Source organism: Oribacterium sp. NK2B42 (genome assembly GCF_000424445.1).
In the GTDB taxonomy this organism is placed as follows: Bacteria; Bacillota; Clostridia; order Lachnospirales; family Lachnospiraceae; genus Oribacterium.
Genome location: NZ_AUJX01000015.1, coordinates 52,201 through 76,737, shown reverse-complemented (window position 1 = coordinate 76,737; position 24,537 = coordinate 52,201). Strand labels below are relative to the sequence as shown.

At 45.7% G+C, this 24,537-nt stretch carries 17 protein-coding genes; 16 read left to right on the top strand and 1 reads right to left on the bottom strand.

Annotated features, from left to right (window positions below; translation table 11 throughout):
• The first annotated feature begins 121 nt into the window (after positions 1 to 121).
• The 6 genes from G625_RS0106835 to G625_RS0106810 all read left to right on the top strand — a co-directional run bounded on the left by G625_RS0106835 (position 122) and on the right by G625_RS0106810 (position 7,958).
• Positions 122 to 1,402: a GTP-binding protein gene (locus G625_RS0106835; protein ID WP_029200528.1), complete on the top strand. Its 1,281-nt coding sequence runs from the start codon at positions 122 to 124 to the stop codon at positions 1,400 to 1,402.
• Between the two features lie 206 nt (positions 1,403 to 1,608).
• Positions 1,609 to 2,649, top strand: coding sequence for a TIGR03943 family putative permease subunit (locus tag G625_RS0106830; protein WP_029200527.1), 1,041 nt, complete (start codon positions 1,609 to 1,611; stop codon positions 2,647 to 2,649).
• 343 nt (positions 2,650 to 2,992) lie between these two features.
• A complete protein-coding gene (locus G625_RS0106825; protein WP_029200526.1) occupies positions 2,993 to 4,072 on the top strand; it encodes an ABC transporter substrate-binding protein in 1,080 nt (359 codons plus the stop codon).
• 162 nt (positions 4,073 to 4,234) lie between these two features.
• A complete protein-coding gene (locus G625_RS0106820) occupies positions 4,235 to 5,218 on the top strand; it encodes an ABC transporter permease (protein ID WP_029200525.1) in 984 nt (327 codons plus the stop codon).
• The gene (locus tag G625_RS0106815) at positions 5,218 to 6,015 is read left to right on the top strand and encodes an ABC transporter ATP-binding protein (RefSeq protein ID WP_029200524.1); all 798 of its coding nucleotides are present in this window, start codon (positions 5,218 to 5,220) and stop codon (positions 6,013 to 6,015) included. Before G625_RS0106820 ends, G625_RS0106815 begins: the two co-directional genes overlap by 1 nt.
• A 287-nt stretch (positions 6,016 to 6,302) precedes the next feature.
• Positions 6,303 to 7,958 (top strand): C40 family peptidase, encoded by a 1,656-nt coding sequence (locus tag G625_RS0106810; protein WP_029200523.1) that lies wholly within the window; start codon positions 6,303 to 6,305, stop codon positions 7,956 to 7,958.
• Positions 7,959 to 8,210: 252 nt separating this feature from the next.
• On the opposite strand, the gene G625_RS0106805 is transcribed toward G625_RS0106810, so the two are convergent.
• Positions 8,211 to 9,527 carry a hypothetical protein gene (locus G625_RS0106805; protein ID WP_029200522.1) on the bottom strand — a complete coding sequence of 439 codons (1,317 nt, stop codon included), beginning with the start codon at positions 9,525 to 9,527 and terminating at the stop codon, positions 8,211 to 8,213.
• Positions 9,528 to 9,763: 236 nt separating this feature from the next.
• Between G625_RS0106805 and G625_RS0106800 the strand changes: the two genes are divergently transcribed.
• The 10 genes from G625_RS0106800 (at position 9,764) to rlmN (ending at position 24,536) form a co-directional block, all read left to right on the top strand.
• The gene (locus tag G625_RS0106800) at positions 9,764 to 12,724 is read left to right on the top strand and encodes an FtsK/SpoIIIE family DNA translocase (protein WP_044931895.1); all 2,961 of its coding nucleotides are present in this window, start codon (positions 9,764 to 9,766) and stop codon (positions 12,722 to 12,724) included.
• A gap of 61 nt (positions 12,725 to 12,785) precedes the next feature.
• Entirely contained in the window at positions 12,786 to 14,453 is a 1,668-nt protein-coding gene (locus G625_RS0106795; protein ID WP_029200520.1) for a formate--tetrahydrofolate ligase, read from the top strand.
• 157 nt (positions 14,454 to 14,610) lie between these two features.
• Positions 14,611 to 16,104, top strand: a complete 1,494-nt coding sequence (locus G625_RS0106790; RefSeq protein WP_029200519.1) for a UDP-N-acetylmuramoyl-L-alanyl-D-glutamate--2,6-diaminopimelate ligase — start codon at positions 14,611 to 14,613, stop codon at positions 16,102 to 16,104.
• A 108-nt stretch (positions 16,105 to 16,212) separates the two neighbouring features.
• Positions 16,213 to 17,574, top strand: coding sequence for a UDP-N-acetylmuramoyl-tripeptide--D-alanyl-D-alanine ligase (locus G625_RS0106785; RefSeq protein ID WP_029200518.1), 1,362 nt, complete (start codon positions 16,213 to 16,215; stop codon positions 17,572 to 17,574).
• Complete coding sequence (priA, locus tag G625_RS0106780) at positions 17,575 to 19,653, top strand: replication restart helicase PriA (RefSeq protein ID WP_029200517.1); 2,079 nt, start codon at positions 17,575 to 17,577, stop codon at positions 19,651 to 19,653.
• An 85-nt stretch (positions 19,654 to 19,738) separates the two neighbouring features.
• Complete coding sequence (gene def / locus G625_RS0106775) at positions 19,739 to 20,242, top strand: peptide deformylase (RefSeq protein ID WP_029200516.1); 504 nt, start codon at positions 19,739 to 19,741, stop codon at positions 20,240 to 20,242.
• A gap of 86 nt (positions 20,243 to 20,328) precedes the next feature.
• Positions 20,329 to 21,306, top strand: a complete 978-nt coding sequence (gene fmt, locus G625_RS0106770) for a methionyl-tRNA formyltransferase (RefSeq protein ID WP_029200515.1) — start codon at positions 20,329 to 20,331, stop codon at positions 21,304 to 21,306.
• A gap of 18 nt (positions 21,307 to 21,324) precedes the next feature.
• Positions 21,325 to 22,038, top strand: a complete 714-nt coding sequence (locus G625_RS0106765; protein ID WP_029200514.1) for a zinc metallopeptidase — start codon at positions 21,325 to 21,327, stop codon at positions 22,036 to 22,038.
• A 7-nt stretch (positions 22,039 to 22,045) separates the two neighbouring features.
• Positions 22,046 to 23,362: a transcription antitermination factor NusB gene (locus G625_RS18745; protein WP_049895775.1), complete on the top strand. Its 1,317-nt coding sequence runs from the start codon at positions 22,046 to 22,048 to the stop codon at positions 23,360 to 23,362.
• Positions 23,363 to 23,486: 124 nt separating this feature from the next.
• Positions 23,487 to 24,536: a 23S rRNA (adenine(2503)-C(2))-methyltransferase RlmN gene (gene rlmN / locus G625_RS0106755; protein ID WP_029200513.1), complete on the top strand. Its 1,050-nt coding sequence runs from the start codon at positions 23,487 to 23,489 to the stop codon at positions 24,534 to 24,536.
• Position 24,537 lies beyond the last annotated feature (1 nt).

The window sequence follows — 24,537 nt, the reverse complement described above, 5'->3', positions numbered from 1 at the left end:
GATGATTTATTTTAATCCCTTGGAGCCAGTCGGCTTTAAGATTTATACGTCTAAAAACAGATTTATGAATGGGATTAATCGATCATCTTGATATATAACTGTTTTACTGGAAGGAGTAATCATGACAAGTATAGATATCGTTTCCGGTTTCCTCGGAGCCGGCAAGACAACATTTATCCAGAGACTTCTGGATGAGGCATTAAAAACAGAAAAGGTAGTTCTTATCGAGAACGAGTTCGGTGAGATAGGAATCGACAGCGGTTTCCTCAAGGACTCCGGCATTGAAATCCGTGAGATGAACCAGGGCTGCATCTGCTGCTCACTGGTTGGAAACTTCGAGCAGTCTCTTACAGAGGTTGTTAATACCTATAAGCCTGACCGTATCATCATCGAGCCTTCAGGTGTAGGTAAGCTTTCAGACATCATCGGCGCGGTGAAGTCAGTTTCAGAAAGCCTTGATGTAGAGCTTCATGCAGCAGTTACCGTTGTGGATGCAAAGAAGGCAAAGATGTATTCCAAGAACTTCGGTGAGTTCTTCAACAACCAGATCGAATACGCTGGAACCGTTGTACTTTCAAGAACAGATATCGCTGATCAAGCAAAGGTTGGTGAGGCTGTTTCCATAATAAAGGGAATCAATGAAAGAGCCACTGTTATCACAACTCCTGCAGATAAGCTTACAGGTGAGCAGCTGGTGAACATTATCTCAAAGAAGTATGATCTTGCAGAGGAGATGCTTCAGGATGTAATGGAGCGTGTTCACGAGCATGAAGATCATGAGCACGAAGATGAGCATGATGAGGTCGAGACACTTCCAAACGGCGTTCAGATCCATCACAGCCATTCACACCATCATCACCATCATGATCACGATGAACATGAACATGAGCATCATCACCACGATCATGAAGAACATGAACATCATCATGACCATGATGAAGACGAACATGAACACCATCAACATGATGAAGACGAACATGAGCACCATCATCACGAGGATGGCGAAGAGTGCTGCTGCCACCATGACCATGAGGAGCACGAGCATCACCACGATCACGACCATGAGGAGCATGAGCACCATCATCACCATGACGGATGCAGCTGCGGTCACGACCACGATGCCGATGAAATATTTAAGACCTGGGGCGTAGAGACCCCATATCCTTTTGAGAAGGACAAGCTTTCACAGATCCTTGAGGAGATGGCTCACTCAGAGAAGTACGGCAAGGTTGTAAGATGTAAGGGAATGCTTCCTACAAAGGATGGCGAATGGATGTACTTTGACCTCGTTCCGGAGCAGACCGAGATCAGAACCGGCTCACCTGAATATACAGGAAAGGTTGTTGTTATCGGTGCAGATCTCAACGAGCATGAACTCCGTGAGGCATTTGCCGGAATGTAATCGAGTAGGAAAATACGCCCCTCTCGATTCCGCGTTGGCCATCACATGTGCTTTTCTTTTGTACAAGCACAACGCACGCATGATGGCCTTATCGCGAAAAATATAACGACGGTGATTCTCATCACCGTCGATTTATTATATGATGATATAATCGATTAAAATTCAAACTGTTTTTGTCAGCAGAAAACATATGAAATGGAGACAATATGGCAACAAGTGATAATTACGAATTAAGAGACGATCAGATTCCCGTATTCCTCATTAACGGCTTTCTTGAGGCGGGTAAAACCGACTTTTTGAAATTCACCATGGGACAGGAGTACTTCCAGGCAGAGGGCACAACACTTCTTCTGCTTTGCGAGGAGGGTGAGTCAGAGTTTGACGATGCAACTCTTGAGAAATACAACACCGTAAAGGTTCTCATAGAGAACGAGACCGATTTCAATGAAGAGAACCTTAAGAAGCTTCAGGACAAGTATAATCCTGAGCGTATCATCATCGAGTGGAACGGAATGTGGAACCAGGATGACCTTCTGGACGGTCCCATGTCGGAAACAGCTCTTGCAGAGCAGCAGGGACGAGAGCCGGCTTACGAGCTTTCACTTCCGGAATCCTGGGCAATCTACCAGATAATCACCATCATTGACGGTTCCACCTTTGATCTTTACTTAAACAACATGAAGAGCCTTCTCGGACAGATGCTCCGTTCGGCAGAGCTTGCCATCGTGAACCGTTGTGATAATGTTTCCGACGAAAAGCTTGTGGACTATCGCCGAAAGATCAGAGCTATGGGACAGAATGCCGTCATCGTTCTTGAGGACAAGGACGGTGAGATTCCTCAGGATACACTTCCGGAAGATCTTCCTTATGATATCAATGCTTCATCCATCGACCTTAAGGCGGAGGATTACGGCACTTGGTTTATGGACTGCATGGATCACCCGGAACGATATATCGGAAAGGAAATCACTTATACCGGCATGATGCTGAAGAGAAAGAATATGCCTGCAAACGAATGTGTACCAGGTCGTATGGCTATGACCTGCTGTGCTCAGGATATGACTTTCCTCGGCTACGTTACAAAGGGAGACCCTAAAGTACTTGCTCCTTTCAATACACGAGACTGGGTTAAAATCACAGCCACTGTAGGTATTGAAGAAAGAGAAGAGTACAACGGAGAAGGTCCTGTACTTGAACTCAAAAAAATTGTCCGCACAGGTCCTATCGAGGAGCCTGTGGCATTCTAATCAGTTAAATGGTCCGAGAAACCGAAGCGGCGGTCGCCGGCTCACTCGATTGGAAGAACAAACAGCCTGATATGTTCGCATCCGATCACACTGACGTGTGTCGGCTACGTACATATCAGGCTGTTTGTTCTTCCAACTCGCAAGCCTTGGCACCCACCGCTTCGGTTTCTCTCACGTTTCAAGATTATTTCATCCCTTATATAACTGATTGTAATACCTGAAAAAAATATCATAAAATCCGTCTTGATATACCTGTTTCCATGTCCTATAATATAAAAAATAAAACGATTTAAAGCGCTAAAGTATAAGCGCAGATCATTGTCGGAAAAGGGAGAAAAAAGTTATGAAAAAAATGACTAAATTAACAGCAGTTTCCATGGCAGCTGTTCTTGCGGCAGCTTCACTTACAGCTTGTGGTTCATCTACAACACCTGCAGCAAGTACCGAAGCCGCAAAAACTGAAACTGCAGCTGCAACTGAGACCGCAACTGAGGCCGCAAAGGAAGAGTCTGCAGCTCCTTCCGATGCCGCAGCATCAGACAAGAAGTTTACCGTTGGTATCTGCCAGCTGGTTCAGCACAGTGCTCTTGATGCAGCTACAAAGGGCTTCATCGATGTTCTTAAGGAAGAGTACGGCGATAATGTAGTCATTGACGAGCAGAACGCACAGGGTGATTCAGCCACATGTACAACCATCATCAATGGATTTGTATCCAACGAATACGACCTTATCCTTGCAAATGCAACACCTGCACTTCAGTCAGCTATGAATGCTACTCAGGATATTCCTATTCTCGGAACCTCTGTAACAGATTACGGCACAGCTCTTGCAATGGATAACTTTGACGCATCAAAGGGTACAGGCATCAACATTTCCGGAACTTCAGACCTTGCACCGCTTGATCAGCAGGAGGACATGATCCTTGAGCTGGTTCCTGAAGTTAAAAATGTTTCCATCTTATACTGCTCAGCAGAGGCTAACTCTCAGTACCAGGCTTCTCAGATCGAGAAGTACCTTGAGGAAGACGGGATTGCATACAAGGAGTTCACTTTCTCAGATTCCAACGATCTTCAGTCAGTAGTTCAGTCAGCTGTTGCAGATTGTGATGCAATGTATATCCCTACAGATAACACAGCAGCTTCCAACATGACTGTTATCAACAACATCGTTCAGCCTGCAGGTATCCCTATCATCTGCGGAGAAGAGAACATGATGAAGTCCGGAGCTCTTGCTACACTTTCCATCAGCTATGAAGATCTGGGACGTGCAACAGGTAAGCAGGCAATCGATATCCTCTCAAACGGTGCCGATGTTTCTACGATGCCTATCGCTTACGCTGAAGCTACAACAAAGGAATACAATAAGGCTTACGCTGATGCCATCGGAATCACAATTCCTGATGATTACACAGCAGTAGAATAATTTCACAACACATTATCAAACTATAATCAACAAAGATCAGTGCAATATTGTCACATATATTGCACTGAATTCTTTTTCATTATGGATCAGACGCATCGCAGTTCTGCGTGCTGCTTTAAAAACATTATTAATCAATTATTAAAGATAACGGAGATTCACTAAATGCAAGCTTATTTTTCTTCACTTAATCCTGTAGCTCTGTGGAATGCAGCTCCGGGTGGTATTGCCCAGGGACTGATCTGGGGTGTCATGGCACTGGGTGTCTATATCACCTTCCGTGTCCTTAAATTTGCGGATATGACAGTCGATGGTTCCTTCTCACTTGGAGGAGCTGTTGCTGTTATGCTCATATTAAACGGAGTAGATCCTCAGATAGTTCTCATAGCTTCCTTTTTCTCCGGTATCCTTTCTGGATGCATAACAGGTATCCTTCACACAAAACTCGGTATCCCGGATATTCTGGCAGGAATTCTCACTCAGATTTCACTGTATTCCATAAACCTCAATATCATGGGTAAGGCAAACCAGGCTGTACCTATCAATTCGGTAAGAGTGTTCTTCACATCAAATATCCGTTATCTCGGACAGACCCTGACATTAACACTGGTAGTTGACGTGTGCATAATCGCAGTTATCTACTGGTTCCTTGGAACAGAGCTCGGAAGCTCCATCCGTGCAACCGGTATCAATCCCAACATGTCCAGAGCCCAGGGTATCGACACAAACAAAATGAAGATCATCGCCCTTATGCTGGGCAACGGTCTCGTGGCTCTTTCCGGCGGTATCCTTTCAGAGTATCAGGGCTTCGCAGATGTTAAGATGGGACAGGGTTCCATCGTTATCGGACTTGCAGCAGTTATCATCGGTGAAGTTCTCGCCGAAACCCTCGTAGGAAAACGTCTCAATTTCATCATGAGACTCAGCTTCACTGTTATCGGTGCCATTATCTATTACATGGTTTATGTATTCGTTCTGTGGCTTAAGTTCCCTGCTGACGATATGAAGCTTCTTACAGCCATCGTGGTTGCAACATTCCTTGCAGTACCTTATCTAAAAGAACGCAGTAATAATTCTTTTTCCGGTTTGGCCAAGCGAAACGCAAAGCTTCAGGCCGAATCAAAAAACAATGGTAAGGAGGCAGAATAATGCTGGAAATCAGAAACATTAACAAAACCTTTAATCCCGGTACCATTAACGAAAAGAAGGCCCTCATTGATGTAAGCATCACCCTTAATGACGGGGATTTCTGTACAGTCATAGGCGGTAACGGTGCCGGAAAATCCACTATCATGAATGCAGTTGCCGGTGTATGGCCTCTGGATTCCGGAATGATACTTGTTGACGGAGTTGATGTATCAGGACTTTCAGAGTACCAGCGTGCTCCTTATTTCGGCAGAGTTTTTCAGGACCCTATGACAGGAACCGCAGGTGACATGCAGATCGATGAAAACATGGCCCTTGCAGCAAGAAGAGGTCAGAGACGCACCCTCCGCTGGGGTGTTACCAAAAAAGAAAGAGAGCAGTATCAGGAGTACCTTAAGGATCTTGATCTGGGACTGGAGGACAGACTCACAGCAAAGGTTGGACTGCTTTCCGGTGGTCAGAGACAGGCCCTCACACTTATTATGGCGACCATGAAAAAGCCGAAGGTTCTGCTCCTGGACGAGCATACTGCAGCTCTTGATCCCAAGACCGCCTCAAAGGTACTTGCCGCAACCGACAAGGTTGTTGAAGAACATCACCTTACAACTCTTATGGTCACTCACAACATGCGTGATGCCATAGCCCACGGTAACCGTCTCATTATGATGAACGAAGGCAGAGTTGCCCTTGATATTTCAGGTGAAGAAAAGAAAAAACTTACCGTTGAGGATCTCCTTCATAAGTTTGAAGAGTTATCCGGCGGAAGCTTTGCAAATGACAGAATGCTCCTGTCAAAATAGCAAAAACTCTCAGGCTGCAGCAAAACGCTGCAGCCTTTTTAAATATAGAACCACCGGGGACGATTCCTGCCGGCCCTGTGTGTCAGAATAACTGTCAGTGAAGCATGAAAGATTTTGTGGAGCTATCTATCATAGGAAGGCGCTTCTCAGACGACTCCCGCTATTTAAATCCAACATCAAACTTACACTCTCAATGCATATATACATGTTCAGCAAAACTTCAGAATTATGCTAAAATATATATGATATAATACATCTCATGCCAATTTTCACAGGAGTATCAATATATGGGAAATCCAAAAATGAATTATGACAGAGAACATACAATGCTTTTTGTTTCGGCAGGAATTCTATGTGTACTGGTCATAGCCATTATCATAGCTCTTATAATGAAGGGACAGAAATCCACACTTTCTCAAGATACCGTAATGGCTGTAGAATCAGAGACTGCTGTGGAAGACATCGCCTCTGCCGGTGAAAGTCAGCCCGTAAAGTCAACTCTATCAGAAATTCAGGTATTCACAAAGGCTATCCAGATGGAAGCCATCAACAATTCAATCGCACAGTATGCAGATCTCGGAATCGTAACCTGCGACAGCTATATCAATTTCCGCAGTGCCCCTGACCAGAATGACCTTACCAACATCATGGGTATGCTTGCCAATGGCTCTGCCGTTGATATCGTCGAAGCCGCTCCGGAAAATGCCGCAGGCTGGATGCATATAAGATCCGGCGGCATGGACGGTTATGTTGCTTCAGCTTATGTAGTAACCGGAGATGATGCAATAACTCTTGCAGGAAGCCTTATCAAGCCAAGAGCCACCGTTGTTACCGACAAACTTCGTATACGTTCAACTCCCGAAATAGCAGACGGAAACACCATCGGTTCTGCGGCAAAAGGAGAGAAGTACGAGGTTCTCGGAAGAGTGAATGAAGACTGGGTTATGATAGCCTCGGACAATATCGATAACTTTGACATTGCATATATGTCTGCGTCCCCTGAAAATGTTTCCCTCGGCTTTGGTCTTGATGAAGCAAAGTCCCTGAATCTCAAACAGAAGGTTCTCAACATGTATGATAACCTCGGTGTTTCACTGGCTTCCGATTACATCAATGTGCGTTCCTCACCTGAAGAAAAAGGCATTGACAACATAATCGGAAAATTCCCGGGATACGGCGGATGTAACATTTTGGGAGAAGAGAACGGATGGTATCATATCAAGTCCGGTCCTGTTGACGGATATGTTCGTGCAGACCTCCTTGCAACAGGTCAGACAGCCCAGGATCTTGCCGTGCAGAATGCTCACGTCATGGCACTCATCAATACCCAGTCACTTAACGTAAGAGCCCAGGCATCAACAGATTCCGAAGCCTGGACACAGGTTACCAGCGGACAGCGTTATGACGTAGTGAATCAGATGGATGGGTGGGTAGAGCTTGATCTCGGTGACGGTGATGACAGTGACTCAGCCCAGGGTTCCTTCGTATCAACCCGCGACAACAACGTCTCCGTAAGATATGCACTCCAGGAAGCCATCGAGTATTACCCTGCAGTAGAAGCAGCCAATGCTGCCGCAGCCTTCAGAAACAAGATAGTTAACTATGCCTGCCAGTTTGTTGGTAATCCATATGTATGGGGCGGAACCTCCCTGACACACGGATGCGACTGCTCAGGCTTCGTTCAGTCCGTCCTCAAGAACTTTGGAATCTACCTTCCGAGAGTATCCCGTGACCAGGCGGGCTCCGGCTCAAAAGTCTCAAGCGACTCAATGAAGCCCGGAGACCTCATATTCTATGCAAACCGCAGCGGAACCATTAACCACGTCGGTATGTACATCGGAAACGGTCAGGTTGTAAATGCATCCTCCCGCCGCTCCGGCATCCGCATCTACCGCTGGAACTACCGCACCCCGGTCGCAATACGAAACGTAATCGGCGATTAATTCATTTATTTAAAAAGGGTAGCACCGCACGGTGCTACCTCTTTTATTGCTTGATTCAATTAATAGCATATTAAGCCAAAACGTGAGAGAACCTGAGGGGGATGGGTGCCAAGGCTTGCGAGTTGGAAGAACAGACCGGCTGATATGTACGTAGCCGACACACGTCAGTGTGATCGGATGCGAACATATCAGCCGGTCTGTTCTTCCAATCGAGTGGGCCGGCGCACGTCCCCCTCAGGTTCTCGTACCATTTCACATAAGTGCATTCCTAAACTCAAGCCCATTAAAGTTGTAGTAGTGCGTCGGCCTACCCTGTCTTACGGACCTGTCCTGCTCCCCATTATCAGTCAGACTGATGATATTGAGATCCAGGAGCTTTGCCAAAATACGGCTCGCAGATCTCGAAGTAATTCCAAGAGCAGAAGATAACTCATGGGAACTGATGATCTGCTTCTCATCCTGCTCAAACATGCTGATGAGTTTAAGGATATTCGTCTCATTTATACCGTTATCCCTAGCGAAATTCAGAGCCTTCTCATTGGAGTAATTGTACATAAGCTGGGTATCCGAACTCAAAGGTCCCGTTACCTTGCCCTCCTCACCAACAAAGAAAGCGTCATTTCTGCCATATCTGTTGGCCTCCATCAGAGCATGCTCGGAAAAATATCTGGAACGCTCCTTTGATGAACTTACACCGGCACCTATTCTGAAAGCAAATCCAAGCTCCTTCTTCATTTTTAGAAGAACAGGGCGGAGCTTCTCGACTTCAAAGGTCCCTGCCTCCATCTGTGCATGTATCTCGAACTGATTAAACCCCTGAGTGATGCTGAAATGTATGTGATTCTCCTTGCGGTAATCCACAAGCATCTTATACAACGTAGCCTCTCGGTATTCCTGTTCCTCCTTGTCTATATCCTCACCAAAAGGCAGACGTATGAGGATGCTGAGCTCGTCCTTTTGATCAAACTGATTAAGCTTTAATTCCTTTAGTGCAGTCCTGATGGATTTAATTATCATATCCTCCGACGGAAAAACCGCAACATAGGGAATATGAAGCTCATCAAGTCTTTTAAGATTATTGATGGAGCGGGAGAGTATGTAATCAATCCTGCCCTCATCCCATAGTTTTTTTGCATAAGCTGTCAGATGCTTATAATCATAATGAGCGTCTTCGAAGAAATACGGACATTCCTCCTTTTTGATATATTGCCTTACTCCCATATAGTTATTGGTAGGAGTCAGGAAGTCGCAATAAACCCGGTTTAATCTTGTTCCGGGATGATCATTTTTAAACTGAAGAAGTATTGCTAAAACATCGATAGGCTCGTATGCCGTAAAAGTACAGGGAATCCTTATGTCCGGAAATTTGGTTTTTATATAATGATAACCAAGCTCTCCGGAGAAAAAGATTACGTCGCATTTCCCTTTACAGTCCTGATATATTTCATCTATATCCGTAAGCTTCTTATATATATATTTGAAAAACTGACAGCCGAAATCATGTTCTGCAATAACCTTATCCACAGGTTCCAGTGAATGATCCGGACTAACGATAGCAACATTGATCATGATATTACCCCTGTATTTTAAGACTTAAGTCTTTATGTCTTTAAACATAGGGTATCACCGAGTGTTTTTAAAGTCAAACAAAACATGTTTTTTACAGGTAAAAACTGCCATATTTCAACGCTTAGAAGGGAACAATACCTTACCAAATAAGAACATAAGTTTTAAGGAGATGGATTTTATTCTTCAGATGGTCTATAATGTAGTAGTTATACTTTGCAATTTTAAGGTGGGGTAAAATGGGTAGACCAAAAGGCAGTAAAAATAAAACAAAAAAGAGAACGGCAACCAGCAGCCGTTCCAGGAAGAATACATATGATGCACCGATGATGAGTGACGAAGTCGCCATCATCATTACCTTTGCTGTATCAGCATTTCTGTTTTTATCCAATTTAGGACTTTGTGGACCTATCGGAGCCTTCTTAAAAGACCTTCAGCTGGGTCTCTTTGGTGTTGTTGGATATATTTTCCCTATAGTACTGAGCTTTGTAGTTGTATTTATGCTGTCCAATCTGGACAATCCATATGCCACATTCCGAATGACTACAGCTCTTTTCATGCTCATATTCATATCGGCTTTTCTGCAGCTTGCCTTTGGAGAAGTTGCGCAAATGGGACTTGCCGATTTTTATAAGGAAGGCGCCGTATACGGCACCGGTGGAGGAGCCATCGGCGGAGCTCTGGCCATGGTTCTTTATTCCGTTACAGGAAAAGTAGGCGCTATACTCATCCTTCTTGTGGCATGTTTCATTTGTCTCATTTATATCACCGGCAAACCTCTTGCAAGAATGCTTGCAGAACAGTCCGGGCAAGCTGCCATCAAGGCAAGAGACAGGGCAAGGGAAAACTGGAACGATGTTGCAGCCTCCGCCCGCATGCACAGAGAAGAAAGACGTCTTGCCAGGGAAGCGCAGCAGCGCGAACTTGCTCATAAGCGCATCGACTTTGCCCTTACGGGAACAGATGATTCACCGGCAATGAATTTCGGATCCACCGTAAACACAATGAACATTACGGGTTCCCGAAGTGAAGATCCTTTGGCATTAGCTTCATATGATACAGCCCCTGAGCAGATTTACGATCTTAACACAGCAGCTTCACCTGATGTTGTTCACACCTCTGAACCAGACCTCTATGCTGAACCTTTTGCAGCGGTAGATGCCGCACTTGATGCAGCTTTCGAACGTTACACAAAGCCGGAAAACCCGGAGACAGCTTTTTCTTCTCCGGACACAAAATCAGAAACGTCTTCATACAGAGACAACGTGTTCAATGATGTGAGAGAGCCTCACAGTGCCGTAGAACCTTCTACAGGAATAGTAGTCACGGAAGTCACTGATGAGATGTACGATGAAGGTTCATCCTTTTCCCGGGATACAAATGATATTTCCCGGATTTCCGACCTTGATAATACAACAGAAGCCGCTTACGAAGATGATATCTCCCAAAATGATATTTCATCCTCTGACTATATAGAGGAAAGTGATATTCAGGAGGAATTCCTGGAGGATGACGGCGTCACCATGTCAGCTAACGGCAAGACCACTATTTCAAGAGGTGATATGGAACAGGGAACCAGACGTATCGTTGCCTCAAACGGTCAGATAATTGATGCAGATGTTGAACCTGTATCCAAAAAGGTAGAAACCCAGCTCGAAAGAGAAAAACGTGAAAACACCCCTACAGCTCTTGACAATGCAAAGGTGGAACAGGAGATAAAAAAGAAAACGCCGCCAAAGCCATACATCATCCCGCCTCTCAGCCTCCTGAAGAGCGGTGGTGCACAGGACTCCGACTCAAGGGAAGAAATCCGCCAGAACGCAGTAGTTCTTCAGGAGACTTTAAAGAGCTTCGGTATCAATGTAAAGATCACCAATATTTCAGTGGGACCGGCTGTTACCCGTTACGAGCTTCAGCCTGAGATAGGCGTAAAGGTTTCAAAGATCGTTTCTCTTACCAATGATATCAAGATGGCCCTCGCGGCGGTTGATATCCGTATAGAAGCTCCCATCCCCGGAAAATCCGCGGTGGGAATCGAGGTTCCGAACAAACACAGCTCCATGGTATATCTGGGAGATGTTTTCAGGAGCCAGGAGTTCATGGATGCAAAGTCAAGGATAGCCTTCGGTGTTGGTAAAGACATTGCCGGAAAGACTATTGTCACCGATATAGCAAAGATGCCTCACCTCCTTATCGCAGGATCCACAGGTTCCGGAAAATCGGTTTGTATCAACACCCTCATTATGTCCCTGCTGTTTAAATACAAGCCGGAAGAACTCCGTATGATCATGGTTGATCCCAAGGTGGTTGAGTTAAGTGTTTACAACGGAATCCCTCACCTCCTTATCCCTGTAGTCACGGATCCCAAGAAGGCTGCAGCTGCCCTTAACTGGGCCGTGGCCGAGATGACAGACCGATATAAGAAGTTTGCGGAAAGCGGTTCAAGAGATCTTAAGGGATACAACGAAAAGATCGAGAGAGTCATTAACGATCCTGAGGTTCCCGAGGACCAGAAACCCGAAAAGCTGCCTCAGATCGTAATCATCATCGACGAGCTTGCCGACCTTATGATGGTATCCAGCCAGGAGGTGGAAGATTCCATCTGCCGTATAGCTCAGCTTGCCCGTGCTGCCGGAATGCACCTGGTTATCGCTACCCAGCGTCCTACAGTAGATGTCATCACCGGTCTTATCAAGGCCAATGTTCCGAGCCGTATCGCTTTTGCGGTTTCTTCAGGAACCGATTCCCGTACCATCATTGATATGAATGGTGCCGAAAAGCTTCTCGGAAAGGGAGATATGCTCTTCTTCCCCCAGGGCATCCCTAAGCCGATTCGTGTTCAGGGTGCCTTTGTTTCCGATCAGGAAGTCGGGGCAGTTACGGATTTCATCAAAAAGACCATGGGGGACATACAATACAGCGAAGACATTCAGGCTCAGGTACAGTCAGGAGGCGGTGCTGCCGGTACCGGCAGTTCCCAGAGTGACCTGGATGATCTTTTCTTCGAAGCCGGCCAGCTCATTATCGAATCCGAGAAAGCATCCATCGGTATGCTTCAGCGTAAATTCCGCATAGGCTTTAACCGTGCCGCAAGAATCATGGATCAGCTGGCAGAGGCCAATGTGGTTGGGCCTGAGGAAGGAACAAAGCCCAGAAAGATTCTTATGAGTCTTGATGAATTTAATGCTCTGAATTCTTAGGATACATTCCTTTGAAGATATTTTTGTTGTCTGATTTATACCAGGGAGAAAGAGGTACAAAATGAAGTCTGATATCGAAATCGCACAGGAAGCCGTTATGGAACGTATTACCGACGTCGCTGCCAGATACCAAATTGAGGCAGACGACCTCGAACAATACGGAAAGTACAAAGCAAAGCTCAGCAATGAGCTTTGGGACAAATTAAAGGATCGTCCAAACGGAAAACTGGTTCTGGTTACTGCCATCAATCCAACACCTGCTGGAGAAGGAAAGACCACAACATCCATAGGACTTACCGATGCGTTAAACTATGTTGGCAAAAAAGCAGTAGTAGCCCTGAGAGAGCCATCACTCGGACCCTGTTTCGGTATAAAGGGCGGAGCTGCCGGCGGCGGATATGCACAGGTTGTTCCCATGGAGGATCTCAATCTTCACTTCACAGGTGATTTCCATGCCATAACCAGCGCAAACAATCTTCTCGCCGCATTACTTGATAATCATATCCAACAGGGCAACGAGCTCAGGATCGACCTTAAGAGCATTAACTGGAAACGCTGCGAGGATATGAATGACCGTCAGCTCAGAAACATTGTCATCGGAATGGGAAGAAAAACTGACGGAGTGGTAAGAGAAGACCATTTTGTCATCACCGTTGCATCCGAGATAATGGCTATCCTTTGTCTCGCAGATGACATGGATGACCTCAAAGCCCGTCTCGCACGTATCATAGTTGCTTATGATGTTGACGGAAATCCTGTGACCGCCGATATGCTTCATGCCACAGGCTCTATGGCAGCACTTCTTAAGGATGCCATAAAGCCAAATATCATACAGACCCTTGAGCACAATATGGCCATCGTTCATGGAGGACCTTTTGCCAATATTGCTCACGGCTGCAACTCCGTACAGGCAACACGTTTTGCACTTAAGCTCGGTGACATTGCCGTTACAGAAGCCGGTTTCGGAGCCGATCTTGGTGCCGAGAAATTTTTTGATATCAAGTGCCAGATTGCGGGCTTCAAACCTGATGCCGTTGTTCTCGTAGCAACCGTAAGAGCCCTTAAGTATAACGGCGGCGTTCCGAAGGCAGAGCTTTCCGCAGAAAATCTTGATGCCTTAAGAAAAGGTATCGTCAACCTGGAAAAGCATATAGAAAACCTTCAGACCTATGGCGTTCCCGTAGTTGTTGCCATAAATCAGTTTGCATCAGATACAGAGGCAGAGCTTAACTTCATAGAAGATTTCTGCCGTAACAAGGGCGCTGATTTTGCTCTTTCCAAGGTTCACGGAGAAGGCGGAAAGGGCGGCGTAGAGCTCGCCAATGCAGTTATAAAGACTCTTGAGACTAAGAAATCTAATTTCGCACCGGTACAGAAGCTTTCAGAATCACTTTATGACAAGATCAATTCCGTAGCCATCAATATCTATGGTGCTGACGGCGTGGATTTCGAGCCTAAAGCAAAGAAAGCTCTGGATAAACTCACAGAGCTGGGCTTCGGAAATGTACCTGTATGTATGGCAAAGACCCAGTACAGTCTCAGTGATGATCCAAAGAAGCTTGGCAGACCTTCAAACTTCCGTATAACCGTGAGAGAAGCTTACGTATCTGCCGGAGCAGGCTTCATAGTATGCCTCACGGGAGACATCATGACTATGCCGGGACTTCCAAAAAAGCCGGCTGCATTTGATATCGACGTGGTTGACGGCAAGATAGTCGGATTGTTCTGATTAAAATCTGACCATAAAACTTCTTGTGTAAATCTCCGGTATATCTTCATTGTTGAGATTTAAAGGATAGTGGAGGCGGCCGGATTGACGTCCCGGTCAGGAGAATGCTTTGATAAGTATTCCCTATATTACTATATTAAGAAAAGAGATGAATTAAATGGCTAAATTATCAGAATGGCTTTCAGATATATCTTTTGATACCTTACAGGGAGACCCGACCGGGTCTCCCGTAGAGGAGGTTGTATTCGACTCCAGAAAGGCAACGCCTCATACAGTCTTTGTATGCATGAAGGGTGCCAATGTTGATTCCCACAAGTATATCCCGGATGTGATCTCCAAAGGATGTACCGCAATAGTAGTGGAAGAGGATCTCTCAGCGGCCGGTATCGATGAAGCTGCCATCAGTAAGGATATCACTATAGTTAAAGTAGAGAATTCCAGAGTGGCTCTTGCAAAACTCAGTGCAGCACGCTTCGGCCATCCTGCAGAGGAGCTCACGGTTATCGCCATCACCGGCACCAAGGGAAAAACCACAACAGCACATATGATACATCAGATCCTGGAGTCAGCCGGTATTAAGGCCGGATGCATCGGTACAACAGGCGTAGAGTATTGCGGGAAACATATACCTACAAAAAACACTACTCCCGAGTCCTATGACCTCCAGCATTATTTCAGGGATATGGTGGATGAAGGATGCAGTTATGTGGTTATGGAGGCTTCTTCACAGGCCTTCAAGCTTCACAGAGTGGATGCCATCACCTTTGATTTCGGCATATTCACAAACATTGAGCCCGATCACATCGGACCTAATGAACATGCGGATTTCGAAGAATATAAATTTTTCAAGAGCTGTATATTTAAGCAGTCCAAAACAGGAATCGTAAACCTTGATGCAGATTACGCAGCTGAGTTTATAGAAAATGCCCCTTGCAAGATTTACACTTATTCTCTGGAAAAACCGGCTGATTTCACAGCAGATGGTATAAAACCGATAAATGACCATGAATTTGTCGGTGTTGAGTTCCAGGTTCAGGGCCACACAGATCTTTCTGTACGCCTCGACATGCCCGGAAAATACAACGTTTCCAATGCTATGGCCGCCATTTCCTGCCTTACTCTGGCAGGAATAGAAAAGACCTCTATGCTCCATGCTCTAAGCAGGATTAAAGTTGACGGCAGAACAGAAGTAGCTTTCAAAAACAAAGATATGTCGGTGCTTGTTGACTATGCTCATAACGAAATGGCCATGGAAAACCTTCTGGTCACACTCAGGGAATATGCTCCAAAAAGACTTGTTGTCCTTTTTGGCTGCGGAGGAAACCGTGCAAAGGACAGACGTTACGGCATGGGCAAGGCTGCAGCCAAATATGCTGACTTAAGCATTCTTACTGCTGACAACTCCCGTTTTGAAGAAACGGAGGACATCATCAATGATATTAAGTCAACATTGGTTCCTGCAGGAGGCAAATACGTTGAGATCCCTGACAGAAGAGAGGCCATTGAATATGCCATGACTCATGCAGAGCCGGGTGACATGATAGCAGTTATCGGAAAAGGTCACGAGGATTACCAGGAGGTAAAGGGTGTACGCACACATTTCCTTGATCGTGAGGTTATAGCCGAGACTGCCGTAAAATTTAACCTTTGATCAAAAGCACATATTCATGTCTCCATGCATGATCATTGATAATTATTCATAAAAAAATATACAACCGGGTATCTCAAACCCGATAAACTATTCTAAGAAGGACATTTTATGATTACCGCAGATAAAAGCTTTGGTTTTACAGATGATGACATAGAGGAGATAGTTCTTGACTCCAGAAAACAAATGAACCATGCCTTGTTCGTTCCCATCATCGGCGAACGCAGTGACGGACATGACTATATCGACATGGCCATACAAAACGGTGCCGTTGCCGTTTTAAGTTCGAGAGATATCTCCCCACTGAAGGAAAAATATCCGGATGTAAGGTTTTATCAGGTAAATGATACTAAAGAGGCCCTTCAGGAGATAGGTTACATGGAGCGTCTTAAGTTCCATGGCACTGTTATAGGAGTAACAGGTTCCGTGGGAAAGACCACCACCAGAACCATGATAGCCACGGCACTCAGTGCCGGAAAAAAGGTATTTCAGACCGCCGGCAATGCAAACTCTCAGGTTGGGGTTCCTATTACAATGTTCCAGATGGCCCGCTCAGGAGCAGATATTGCGGTTATCGAGCTTGGAATGTCGGAGCCGGGAGAGATGACAAGAATCGCTCAGATCGCCTGTGTGGATGCCGCGGTCATTACCAATATCGGCATCGCACATATAGAGCAGCTTAAAACCCAGGAGAACATTCTCCGGGAGAAGCTTCATATCCTTGACGGTACACCTGACGGCGGTATCCTTTATGTCAATGCGGACGACCCTATTTTAAGCAGTCTTACCCTCGACAGTATCCATGACTTCGGAATAGCAAAGGATATCAGTCTCACCATAAGACAGTATTCCAGGGATGACTATCCTCTGACACTTTCCGTCAAGGGTGATCACATGCTTCAGAATGCTTCGGCGGCCATGCATATAGCAGAATTTGCCGGCGTGGATACGGAAGAGGCAAAGAATAAACTCATGTCCTTTACCGGCGTCACAGGCCGCGGAGAAACCTTTAAAACCAAAAACGGCGTCACAATCATCGACGATGCCTACAACGCATCACCGGTTTCCATGAAGGCCGGTCTTGACACCTTATCGCAGCTTGAAGGAAACCGTAAGATAGCAGTTCTTGCAGATATGCTTGAGCTTGGGGAGAATACTTTGGATTATCACCGCGAGGTAGGCGTTTACCTTGCTGCTCTTCCTATTGATGTAGTATTTCTTTACGGTGAAAGAGCCGCATCTATAGGTGACGGCATAAACGCAGCCTTTGATGCTCCCGACATTTCGCTTGGTGACAGTGATATCAGGAACAGGGCCGGCAAAAAACCAACCATAGAATATTTCAACGATTTTTCAGAGCTGAAAAACACTATACAAGCCATCGCAAAGGATCAGGATGTGATACTTTTCAAGGGTTCCAACAGTATGAAGCTTACCGAGATCGTTAAAGCCTTTAAACAGGATATTGTATAAATGTACGCAAAGATCATAGTAGATATTACAAACGAAGCTCTGGACAGAGCTTATACATATCGAATACCTGAAGGAATGAAGGTAAACGCCGGGGATAGAGTTTCTATCCCCTTTGGTGTTTCTAATGCCAAAAAAACAGGTTATGTAATAGGCCTTACTGAAACCGTGGATTACGATCCCGCCCGTGTAAAAGATATCAAAGAGGTTCTGAATAACGCGATATCCGTTAAGGAACAGCTCATAAGTCTTGCTTCCTGGATGTCAACCGAATACGGGACAACTCTTATCCAGTGTCTGAAAACCGTGCTTCCGGTAAAACGCGCCGTACGAAAGAATTCCCGTCGTATAGATCCTCTTTTAAGGTATCAGGATGAAAAGGATGATTACCATGAGCTGAATCCCGAACAAAAGGCTGCTGCCGATACTGTGATCGACGGCTTCAGGAAGTGCCGGAACACTTCAGAATCCGCTGCGGAATCACCTGAAGAATCCATCCCGGACTCTGAAAGACTCAGGGACACCGGCATAAAGGATGTACCCCGGTATCTTCTTCACGGAATAACCGGTTCAGGAAAAACCGAAGTATACCTTCATGTAATGGAGGAGGTCATAAGGTCCGGCTATAAAGTCATAATGCTCATACCTGAAATCTCCCTCACATACCAGACTGTTATAAGAGTCTCTACAAGATTTAAAGGTCGTGTGGCGATACTGAATTCACGCATGAGCATGGGAGAGCGTTACGAGCAGTATATGAAATGTGAGAAAGGGGAAGTCGACATCCTGGTGGGACCCCGTTCAGCCATATTCGCTCCCTTTGACAGGCTTGGCATCATAATCATGGACGAAGAGCACGAAGGTGCCTACAAATCAGAAACGGCACCCAGATACGAAACCCGGGAGGTTGCCTTCCAAAGAGCAAAATTGAGCCAATGTCCCGTTTTATACGGTTCCGCCACCCCTTCGGTACAAATATACACAGATGCCCTGAAGGAAAATATCACTCTTCTTGAACTTCACAGGAGAGCAAGACTGGGTTCAGATCTCGCCGAAACCGAGATAATCGACTTACGGACTGAACTTGAAAACGGAAATCGCAGTGTCTTTTCGGAAAGACTTTATGAACTCATAAAGGAAAAGCTTTCAGCCCATCAGCAGATCATGCTTTTCATGAACCGAAGAGGGTACAGCAGCTTCGTATCCTGCAGAAGCTGCGGACAGGCCATAAAATGCCCTCACTGCGACGTTTCCCTGACTCTTCACAGGGATGGGATACTTCGATGTCACTATTGTGGGCATGAGACACCCCTTATGAAAAAATGCCCGGGCTGCGGAAGCCCTTATCTTGCGCCCTTTGGCTTCGGAACCGAAAAACTTGAAAGCCTTGTGAAAAAGACATTTCCCGAAGCTGTTGTGATCCGCATGGATGCAGATACCACCAAAAACAAGGGCGGTCACGAAAGGCTGTTGGAACAGTTCAGGAATCATAAGGCAGACATACTTATAGGAACCCAGATGATCGTAAAGGGACACGACTTCCCGGATGTGACCCTGGTAGGTCTTATAGCCGCAGATTTAAGTCTTTCGGCACCGGATTTCCGGTCTTCCGAAAGAACATTTCAGCTTATCACCCAGGCAGCGGGAAGAGCAGGCAGGGCAGGAGGCCCCGGCAATGTCATTATCCAGACCTATCAGCCGGATCACTACGCTATAGCTCTTACAACCACTCAGAATTATAAGCTGTTTTACGAAAAAGAAATCAGCTTCCGCAAGCTAATGGGGTATCCGCCTTTTGAATACCTCATGACCATACAGCTCCTTTCGAAGGACGAAGAAATGCTTACACTTATCAGCAATTCGGTGTCTGAGCTGTTTAAGCCTGAGTGTTCCGGAAAAAATGCTGAGTTTATCGGTCCTCTTGAGGCAAGTATATATAAGGTGAATGACATATACCGAAAAATCGTGTATATTAAACATCCCGGACATGATATAATCATACAGTTAAGGGACAGATTCACTGCGCTTGTCCGGGAAAAAGACAAGCGTGGATTTGTTATGCTTAACTATGACCTTCAGTAAATCCCACGTGCCGGAGGTTTACGGTTAAATACACCTGAACCCCGGTATGTGATACAGAAACTATATTTTCAGAATGGAGTAAAAAATGGCTTTAAGAACAATCAGAGTAATCGGCGACCCAATCCTTGAGAAGGAGTGTAAGCCTTTGAAAAATATTTCCGACCGCACAAAGGAGCTTATCATGGATATGTTTGAAACCATGTATGATGCCAATGGTGTCGGACTTGCAGCTCCGCAGGTTGGTATACTTCGACAGCTTTTTGTTGTTGATATCGGAGATGGCAAACGTTACGTATGCATCAATCCAACTGTAACAGCCATAGGCGAGGAGTGCCAGACCGGAGAGGAAGGCTGTCTTTCAGTACCCGGCAAGGAGGGCGTTGTAACACGTCCGCTTAAGGTACACGTAAAGGCCTGTGACATTAACATGGAAGAGTATGAGTTTGATGCAGAGGGTCTTCTTGCCCGTGCCATGGCTCATGAGAACGATCATCTCCACGGCATCCTTTATACCGAAAAGGTTGAAGGTGAGCTGGAAGATGTAACTTACGAAAATCTTGAAGAGTACGATTACGGAGACGAGAAATAAAGATTCATTACAGGGAGCCGGATAGATCTGCATCTGTATGTCAGAGATAAACGGTAAAAATCTTACGTATATAGGGAGGTAGTCTTTTGAAAGTCATATTTATGGGCACACCTGATTTTGCGGTTTCCACCCTGGAAGCACTGTACAAAGCAGGACATGAGATAAGCCTTGTGGTGACACAGCCTGACCGTCCGAAGGGACGTCACGGGGAAGCACAGAAAAGCGACGTTAGGATCGCCGCGGAAAGTCATTCTATCCCGGTCATCACCCCTTTAAAAATACGGAACGACGAGGAGGCCAAAAAGCTTCTGAAGGACCTTGCACCGGATGTTATAGTCGTAACTGCATTCGGTCAGATACTCCCTCAGGAAATCCTGGACATTCCAAAGTATGGCTGTGTCAATGTTCATGCCTCACTGCTTCCCAAATACCGTGGAGCTGCACCCATCCAGTGGGCAGTCCTTAATGGCGACCCTGAGACAGGTGTCACTACCATGCAGATGGATGCGGGACTGGACACAGGTGACATTCTTCTCACCAAAAAAATAGCTCTGGATCCAAAGGAAACCGGCGGAAGTCTTTTTGACAAGCTGGCTGTTCTCGGCGGGGAACTCATTGTGGAAACCCTTGAGAAGATTGCCGACGGAAGCATTACCCGTACTCCACAGGATCATGATGCCGCAACCAAGGTAGGCATGTTCACAAAGTCCTTCGGTCTTATCAACTGGTCGGAGCCGGCAGTAAAAACAGAAAGAAAGATCCGCGGACTTAATCCATGGCCATCAGCCTACACTTTCCTTTCCGGAAAACAGCTGAAGCTCTGGGATGCAGATGTAGTTTCCAAAGAGTTTTTTGATGCAGGTGCATTTGAAGAAGCAGCCGTATTGACTTCAGACAGGACTCCGGAGAATTCCGATAAATCTATGGAGGGACGTCTTTTCACAGATCATAAGAAAAATCTTATTGCCGTCTGCGGAGAAGATTTTCTGAAGATCAACGAACTTCAGCTGGAAGGCAAAAAACGTATGACAGCCGCTGATTTTCTTAAGGGCTATCGTTTTTAATATCAGGAGGTGATCACTATGTATGGATATCCGATGTATTATGGATATGATTGGACTTATTTTCTTGTTTTGATAGGTGTGGTTCTCAGCATGATCGCAAGCCACAATGTTCAGGCAACCTTTGAGAAGTATTCGCATGTGCAGGCTTTTTCCGGTCTTACGGGAGCACAGGCTGCCAAGATGATACTTGAGAGAAACGGCATTAACAATGTCAGAATCCAGGGCATCGCCGGCAGTCTCACCGATAACTATGTACCCAGTCAGAAGGTACTGAATCTCAGTCAGTCAACCATCAACAGTACCTCCATTGCTGCCATCGGTGTGGCTGCACATGAGTGCGGACACGCTATACAGGACGCAAGGGGATATCAGCCGCTGATTCTCACAAGAACCATTTCTCCGATTTGTGCCATTGCGTCAAAGGTATCACTTCCGCTGATATTATTCGGATTCATCATCAGTATGACATCTCTTGTTCAGATCGGAATAATCACATTTGCAGTTGCCATATCAATTCAGCTTCTGACTTTACCTGTTGAATTTGACGCTTCCAGAAGAGCCGTTCAGACTCTGGCAGAGTACGGTATGGTAAATGACAACGAACTCAACGGTATCAAGGCTGTTCTCAAGGCTGCCGCATTAACCTATGTTGCAGCTGCCGCGTCCTCAGTTCTTCAGCTTTTACGTCTGGTTTTACTTACACGCGGAAGCGGAAGAAGAAGAAGAAGATAGGAATCTTATGGAAAATAAAAAGCCCTTTAAAAAACCTTATAATAAATCTTCCCGCCCGCATACGCACGCCGGAAGGTCTCAGGAAAAGACCGCAGTTACACCGCGGTCTATTGCGATTTATAGCCTTAATAAAATCCTGGAGGAAAAGCTGTTTTCCCACATCGTTCTGAGAGAACAGCTTCAGAAATACACCAATCTGACAGAACGTGACCGCGGCTTCATCACACGTCTCGTTGAGGGAACCCTAGAGTATACCATCCAGATCGATTTCATTTTGAACAGGCACAGTAAAACACACACCAAGAATATGAATCCCCTGATAAGAACCGTTCTTCGTATGTCCTCTTATCAGATTCTGTATATGGACAGAGTTCCTGACAGTGCAGCCATTAATGAGGCGGTCAGCTTCATTAAATCACAAAGCGACAAAAAAATTGCCTTTCTGTCCGGCTTCGTTAACGGAGTACTCCGGACTATATCAAGAGAAAAGGAGACCATATTCGAGGATCTTGCCCATACAGGAAAGACCCCTGCCTATATTCGTCTGAGTACACCTTTATGGCTCTATGATTATCTCAGGGTAATGTACGGAAGAGAAACCACAGAGCAGATGCTTGACTGGTTTTTAAAGGGTTCAAAAAAGAACTATGTACGTTTTAAGGATGGACACTCTGAAGTGATGGATGGAAATATCTCAAAAACAAAGCTTTTCAAGAGCGGAGATATAACTGTCCAGGATTATGCTTCACAACAGGTCGGAATAGAAGCGGATCCTCATGCAGGAGATCTGGTGGTGGACGTTTGCGCCGCTCCCGGCGGGAAGAGCTGTCATATAGCTGAGCTTCTTCAGGGAACCGGTCATGTTGATGCGAGAGACCTTACCGAAGATAAGATCACACTTATCAACGAAAACATCGAACGTCTTTCCCTTGATAATATTTCCGCAAAGGTGTTTGATGCAAGAGTTCCTGACCCTGCACTTCTGGACGGGTCCGGCAACGGAAAAGCTGACATCGTATTGGCGGATCTCCCCTGTTCAGGACTTGGAATCATGGGCAAAAAGCCTGACATCCGTTTCAATACTTCATTAAACAGCATAAAGGAGCTGCAGACACTTCAAAGAGAGATCCTTACCACCGTTACAAAATACGTAAAACCCGGCGGAAAGCTTATATATTCCACCTGCACACTCAGCAAAGAGGAAAATGAAGACAACAGGGATTTCATACTTTCCCTTCCGGGCTTCACTCTGGATAAAGAGAAAAAGTTCTTACCGGGAGAACCTTCCGACGGCTTTTACCTGTGCGTATTCAAAAAAGTATGAAAAGCCAGAGAAGAAAACCTTTACGGCTTTTACCTTTGTGTGTTCAGGAAGGCCTGAAGGATCAGAGTTTCAGGCAGGGCTTCAGAATAAATCAGATGCCGGAAAAATATACAAATTTATTGGGATGAAAAATATACGTGACCTTGAAATAAAGGAATTAACAGAATTAATAGAAAGCATGGGGGAGAAGTCCTTTCGCGCAACACAGCTTTATCAATGGCTTCATGTGAAGCTTGCTGACGGTTTTGACGAAATGACCAATCTCCCAAAGTCTCTCCGGGAAAAGCTTTCAGAGGACTACTATGCCACACTGCCGGAGACCGTTGAGGTTCTCACCTCCCGGATCGATGAAACCAAAAAATTCATAAACCGTATGAAGGACGGTCATGTGATTGAGTCCGTATGGATGAAATACCAGCACGGAAATTCCGTATGTATATCCAGCCAGGTGGGCTGCCGTATGGGCTGCAAGTTCTGTGCTTCAACCCTGGAGGGGCTTGCCAGAAACCTCACATCCGGTGAAATGCTCGGGCAGGTTTACCGGATGGAAAAAGACACCGGCGAAAGAGTGGACAACATTGTCATCATGGGCTCCGGAGAGCCTTTGGACAACTATGAAGAATTCACCCGTTTTATACGTATGATCTCCGATAAAAACGGGCTCAATATTTCCCGCAGAAATATCACCGTATCCACCTGCGGCATTGTTCCCCGCATCAAAGAACTGGCAGATGAGAATTACGGTATCACCCTGGCTCTCAGTCTTCATGCGCCAAATGATGAAACCCGTAAAACCCTCATGCCCATAGCCAATAAATATTCTCTGTCGGAGATAATGCCTGCAATAGAGTATTATTTTGAGAAAACCGGACGTCGTGTAACCTTCGAGTATTCGGTTGTCGAAGGTGTTAATGACAACAAAAATGAGGCACAGCAGCTTGTCCGCCTCATACACAGCATGAAACAGAAGGGTAAGCTTCAGTGTCATGTGAACCTCATTCCTGTAAATCCCATAAAGGAAAGAGACTGGAAACGTCCGGACCGCAGCAAGATCGAAGCATTTCAGCATATCCTGGAAAAGAATGGCATCGCCGCCACCATACGCAGGGAAATGGGCTCGGATATCTCCGGATCCTGCGGACAGTTACGAAGAGATTACCTATCGAAGGAGTAGA